Annotated in this window: 5 protein-coding genes and 1 pseudogene; 2 read left to right on the forward strand and 4 right to left on the reverse strand. The window is 63.3% G+C overall.

Annotated elements, in window-relative coordinates; genetic code table 11:
- Window positions 1–906, reverse strand: a 906-nt coding sequence (locus ABY454_RS11940; protein WP_372930951.1) for an alpha/beta fold hydrolase, incomplete at its 3' end; no start/stop codon positions are given.
- 283 nt (window positions 907–1,189) lie between these two features.
- On the opposite strand from ABY454_RS11940, the gene ABY454_RS11945 reads away from it, so the two are divergent.
- On the forward strand, window positions 1,190–1,657 hold the full coding sequence (locus tag ABY454_RS11945; RefSeq protein WP_372930952.1) for an Hsp20 family protein: 468 nt from the start codon (window positions 1,190–1,192) through the stop codon (window positions 1,655–1,657).
- Between the two features lie 209 nt (window positions 1,658–1,866).
- Here the strand turns inward: ABY454_RS11945 and ABY454_RS11950 are convergent, their stop codons facing one another.
- Genes ABY454_RS11950 through ABY454_RS11960 form a run of 3 tightly spaced genes read right to left on the reverse strand, consistent with a single transcriptional unit; the run spans window position 1,867 to window position 3,845 of the window.
- Window positions 1,867–2,640 (reverse strand): DUF2063 domain-containing protein, encoded by a 774-nt coding sequence (locus ABY454_RS11950; protein ID WP_372930954.1) that lies wholly within the window; start codon window positions 2,638–2,640, stop codon window positions 1,867–1,869.
- The gene (locus tag ABY454_RS11955; protein ID WP_372930955.1) at window positions 2,640–3,530 is read right to left on the reverse strand and encodes a DUF692 domain-containing protein; all 891 of its coding nucleotides are present in this window, start codon (window positions 3,528–3,530) and stop codon (window positions 2,640–2,642) included. Before ABY454_RS11955 ends, ABY454_RS11950 begins: the two co-directional genes overlap by 1 nt.
- Before the next feature lie 6 nt (window positions 3,531–3,536).
- Window positions 3,537–3,845 (reverse strand): DUF2282 domain-containing protein, encoded by a 309-nt coding sequence (locus ABY454_RS11960; protein ID WP_372930957.1) that lies wholly within the window; start codon window positions 3,843–3,845, stop codon window positions 3,537–3,539.
- 440 nt (window positions 3,846–4,285) lie between these two features.
- On the opposite strand from ABY454_RS11960, the pseudogene ABY454_RS11965 reads away from it, so the two are divergent.
- Window positions 4,286–5,514: pseudogene (locus ABY454_RS11965) on the forward strand (glutamate synthase subunit alpha); the annotation flags it as partial.

The raw sequence follows: 5,514 nt of genomic DNA on the forward strand, positions 1-5,514 counted from the left end.
GGAATCACGTTCCTGAAGAATCTCGTGACGCGCACCGCGCAGCACGATCTGCGAGCCGGCCCGAAGCCGTGACGCCAAGTCTTCGATTGCCTTGCTCGACACGACCTGATCGTCACCCGCCGCCACCAGCAAAGACGGGATGCGAATGCGCGGCGCATATTTCTCGTCCGTAAGCCGGTCCATGGCCTCGAACGCCGCGTGCAGCCAACCCAATGTCGGCGGCCCGACAGCGAGCCCGGGCGTGGCCTCGAGTACACCCACATTGCGGTAGAACCGCTCTTTATCCGAGGTGAGCGGATTTCCCTCAAAGACGTCGCTGTTCCATTGTTCGAACGTGCCGGGCACCGCCTGCTTGCCAAAACCGAACAGTGTCGCCGTGTCGGCAAGCCGCGCGCAAACGCCTCGCGGCATCGGCAGTCCCATAAGCTCCACCATGGGCGCGGTCATGACCATGCGGCTAAACCAGGAGCCGCGCTTGGTCGCCGCGTTGAACAGCACCGCAGCCGACATCGAATTGGCGAGCGCGTAATAGGGCATCGGGCAATCCGGAAGCACCACGCCCTTCATGAAGTGGGAAAGATCCTCTTCGTAATCGACGAAGTCGCGCACATGTCCCTTCGTTTGACTGCGCGTCAGCCGGCTTGAACCGCCCTGCCCGCGCCAATCGAGCACGGCCACGGCAAACCCGCGCCGCCGCAGTTCGCCGACGACCTCGAAGTATTTTTCGATGAACTCGTTCCGGCCGGGAAAAATGCAGACCGTGCCGTGCCGTTCGCGCAATGCCGACTGCCAGCTCGCGAAGCGGATGCGAACCCCTTTGCGAACGTCGAGATAACCCGACGACGTCCCCAAGGGGATCGGGTTCTTTGGTGTCGAAACGAGATCCATATCCGTGAGTGGCCCCAAGATTCCCAGCGCAAGGCTCCGGCACGCGTGGCGATCTCCTTATAGCAATGGAATTCGCCTGGCCACAGCGTGGAGCCCGAACAACGCCATTGCGCATCGGTTGCCAATGCCGCGATGAAAAGTTCGATTTCCCTGCATTTTCAGCAAGTTGCGTCTCTTGAAGGCGAAAAAATCCATTCCCATATGTTCCCAAGCCGCAAGGCCATCAGGCTTGCGCATATGAGAGCCCGGCTCCGCGACGGAGCGGGCAAACGACCATATCGCTTCTTATGGAGGATGTGACATGAGGCACTTCGATCTCACCCCCCTTTATCGCTCGACGATCGGCTTCGACCGTATTGGCTCGTTGCTCGATACGCTGAACACGTTCGAAGGCAACACGCCAAGCTACCCGCCCTACAACATCGAGCGCGTTTCCGAGAACGCCTACCGCATCAGCATGGCCGTGGCCGGCTTTGGCGAGGGCGACCTCGACATCGAGGTGAAGGAGAACACGCTTGCCGTTCGCGGCGAGAAAACCGTCGAGCAGGAGAACTCCACGGTCCTGCATCGCGGCATCGCGGCGCGCAGTTTCGAGCGGCGCTTCCAGCTCGCCGACTATGTCATGGTGAAGGGTGCGGCCCTTGAGAACGGCTTGCTGCATATCGATCTCGAGCGTGAGCTTCCCGAGGCCATGAAGCCCCGGACCATCGAGATCGCCACAAAAACCACCGAGCAGCCCAAGGTGCTCGACAGCCAGGCTGCCGCGTAAGCCATCATCTGGTGAAAAGCGGTCTTCGCAAACAAGAAGGGCGTCCTCCGTCGATCGGCGGGCGCCCTTCTCGATTCCGCAGGTGGCTATGGGAGAGAACAACCTGCCAGGAGTGCCGCAGAACGCTGGACACAATCAGCGGCAGTAGAAAGCGTACGCCTTACAACTTTCGCGGGGCTTAACAGCTCACCTATTGGGGAAAGGTTTCGTTAAGCATCGCCGCCAATGCCGACGATCACGCCGCTCGACATCAGCCCTGCGAGATTTGCTTTCAAGTCGAAGTCCGGCGCAGAAACGGTGGCGACGGCCGCAGCACTCTGCAAGTTGGCGCCGCCCTGCAAAGCGAGCACGAAGTCCGCACCGCCTTCCGGCAAGCGCCGCACGTCGACGGTAAGCTCGGGCCGCGCCACCAGTGCATCCTCGCCGTCGGCCGGAAGGCGCGCCGGTTCGTCTTCGCCATCGCGCATCGCAAGCTGCCAGATCGTCACCACTGGATAAACAGACCGCACGACGCCAAGCGACGGATGGAGGCACAGCGTTGCGCACTCCACGTCACCGGCGTTCGCTTGCAGCGCCTCAAGCGGCAACCCTCTGGCGTCCGCCGCGTGATAGGCCTTGTGCCACGCCCATTCCAGCCGGGCCACGTCGGCCAGATAAGGCACGGGGTCCGCGGGCGGAAAGCCAGCGATGAAGCCGGCAAAACCCGCGCCGTAACGCAGCAGGACCGGCGAACGCGGCGGTTCGGCTTGCACATAGTCTCGCGCCATGGCGCGGAAGAACGTCTCGCCCACAAGCTGCGCCGTGACTTGAAAGCGCGCGGCCAGCACATCGATCAGGCTCGCATAAACATTGTTCCGGTAAACGTCGAAGCGCCGCGACGGCGTGGTTCCTTCGCGTGGTGCGAGACCCGCCGGCACGGCGGCGTTACGATCCAGAACCGCGCGGGCAAACACGGCTTCGGTCTCGTCCGCGCGCCGCGCCATCACACCGCCGCGCGGTTGCTACGCCGCTCAACAATCGCAGCGTCGGCCAGCTTGGCTTCGGCAAAGAGCGCCGGCCAAGGCGGGACGTCGTTGTCCCATTCGATCAGCGTGGGAACAGGGCCGGTGCGGCTCAGCGCATGCGCGTAGAGCCCCCAGACGGGGTCGGCGACTTCGCGCCCATGGTCGTCGATGAGGAGCGAGGCGCCGTCGTCGTCCTCATCTTCCGCATGGCCGCCGAGATGAATCTCACGGACATGCTCGACGGGAAAGCTGTCGAGATAGGTGCGCGCGTCGAAACCGTGATTGGTGGCCTGCACGAAGACATTGTTGACGTCGAGCAGCAGCCCGCACCCGGTGCGCCGCACGATCTCGCACAAGAACGCCACCTCGCTCATGGAGGTCTCGGCGAAGGCGACATAGGTGGACGGGTTCTCCAGCAGCATCTGCCTTTGAAGCGTGTCCTGCACCTCGTCGATATGGCCGCACACCCGATCGAGGGTCTCCGCCGTATAGGGCAGCGGCAAGAGGTCGTTGAGATAGACGGTGTCGTGACTCGACCAGGCCAGATGCTCGGAGAACAGCGCCGGCTGATAGCGGTCGATCAGGACGCGCAAACGGGCAAGGTGTTCTGTATCGAGCGGGCTCGCCCCCCCGATCGAAAGCCCCACGCCGTGAAGCGACAGCGGATAGCGCTCGCGCACCGCCGTGAGACAGGCATGGGGCGTCCCGCCCTCGCCCATATAGTTCTCGGCATGGATCTCGAACCAGCCGATATCGGGCGCCTCATCGAGGATGTCGCGATAGTGCTCCGGCTTCAGCCCGACGCCCGCGCGGGGCGGGATCGGGCTTTGGCCGAAGGATTGCTCCAGCATGGCAGCGGAGGTCGCCATGACCGCTTAAACTGGCGGCAGATCGCGGTCGAGCGGCTTCAGGCTCCCTTTGCGGCCATCCGGCAGTTCCATGGTCGTGCAGGTGCCCTCAGGCACGAGCTTCCAGGCATTGCCTTGATAATCCACCGTAGAGCTCCCGGCGCAGGTCGTATCCCCGCCGGCCGCGCAGTCGTTATCACCGGCCTTGGCGACACCGTAGCACTCCACCTGTTTCTTCTTGTCCTCGGCGGCGGCGCTGGTGGCGGCAAGGCCGAGGGCAGCGGCGAAGGCGGAAGCCAGGGCCAGGCCCGTGATCGTCTTGGATTGATCGGTCATGTAAAATCCTCGTTGGGGTCAGAAAAAAAGGCAGTTTTCCGGGGGCCAGCGGCCCAATCACCCCAAGAGTAGGCCAGCGCGGGCGCGCTCACGTCAAATCACGCCTCCGCTAGAACGAGGTGAACAGGCGTGCGCCCCTTTGGGCCCTTGGGGTCACCGAATCGTGCTTGTGCACCCCTTGGAAATCTGTCATTTTGACACTAAATAGGACAGGCATGCTGACCTTTGTTCCGGGGGCTGCGGCGCGAGGCTTTAAAGACGCTTCATTAGGGGCGGAATACGGTCTCTAAAGCCCGCATTCGCTGGCGCAAAGGCGCTAGCCTCCAAGGGCCGGATCTTCTCTTCTACCTCACACGTTCTTCTGGTGAAGAGGACGGCCGTTCGCCAAACTCTAGACGCCCGCTCCCGACTTGGGGCGAGGCCGAGGTTCCATACTCACAATGGCACCCCGTGCGCTCATTCCTGGATTGACCGACGTGGCTCCGAAAGGACTGCCGCGAGCGCAAGGACTCTACGATCCGGCCAACGAGCACGATGCCTGCGGCGTCGGCTTCATCGCCGACATGAAGGGGCGCAAGAACCACAAAATCATCGAGCAGGGACTCCAGATCCTGGAGAACCTGACCCATCGTGGCGCGGCCGGCGCGGACCCCCGCGACGGCGATGGCGCCGGCATGCTGGTGCAGATTCCGCACGCCTTCTTCGAGGAGGTCTGCGCACCGCTGAACATCAAGCTGCCGGAACCGGGCCGTTACGCGGTTGGGCAGATCTTCATGCCGTCCAACCAGGCGCAGCGCATCTATTGCGAGTCCGCCATCGAGCGCGTGATCGAGGCGGAAGGCTTGCAGCTTCTCGGCTGGCGCACCGTACCGACGGACAACGCCACGCTGTCGCCGGAAGTCGTCGAGACCGAGCCTATGCACCGGCAGGTCTTTATCGGGCGCGGCCCCGGCATCGAGGACGAGACGGAGTTCGAGCGCCGGCTCTATCTGCTGCGCAAGGTGATCTCCAACACGATCAACGGCGAGACCGGCGGACGCGACATCGGCTTCTACATCGTATCGCTGTCCTGCCGCACCCTGGTCTACAAGGGCATGTTCCTGGCCTACCAGCTCGGCGCCTATTACCCGGATCTGCATCACCCGAAATTCGCCTCTGCGCTCGCTCTCGTGCATCAGCGCTTCTCGACCAACACTTTCCCGTCCTGGAAGCTGTCGCATCCCTATCGGATGGTCGCCCATAACGGCGAGATCAACACGCTGCGCGGCAACGTCAACTGGATGGCCGCGCGCCAGGCGAGCGTGTCGTCGCCACTGTTCGGCGAGGACATCTCGAAGCTGTGGCCGATCTCCTACGAAGGCCAGTCGGACACGGCGTGCTTCGACAACGCGCTCGAGTTCCTCGTGCAAGGCGGCTACAGCCTGGCCCATGCCGCGATGATGCTGATCCCGGAGGCCTGGGCCGGCAACCCGCTGATGGATGCCAAGCGCCGCGCCTTCTACGAGTATCACGCCTGCCTCATGGAGCCGTGGGACGGCCCTGCCGCCATGGCCTTCACCGACGGCCGTCAGATCGGCGCCACGCTCGACCGCAATGGCTTGCGGCCGGCGCGCTACTTCGTGACCGACGACGGTCTTGTGGTGATGGCCTCGGAGACCGGCGTGCTGCC

The sequence above is a fragment of the Methyloceanibacter sp. genome (assembly GCF_041573655.1).
Classification (GTDB): Bacteria; Pseudomonadota; Alphaproteobacteria; order Rhizobiales; family Methyloligellaceae; genus Methyloceanibacter.

Bases quoted from the DNA above. Each gene is read 5' to 3' on its own strand.
- ABY454_RS11955 (WP_372930955.1), bottom strand. From the start codon at position 3,530: ATGGCGACCTCCGCTGCCATGCTGGAGCAATCCTTCGGCCAAAGCCCG.
- ABY454_RS11945 (WP_372930952.1), top strand. From the start codon at position 1,190: ATGAGGCACTTCGATCTCACCCCCCTTTATCGCTCGACGATCGGCTTC.
- ABY454_RS11960 (WP_372930957.1), bottom strand. From the start codon at position 3,845: ATGACCGATCAATCCAAGACGATCACGGGCCTGGCCCTGGCTTCCGCC.
- ABY454_RS11950 (WP_372930954.1), bottom strand. From the start codon at position 2,640: ATGGCGCGGCGCGCGGACGAGACCGAAGCCGTGTTTGCCCGCGCGGTT.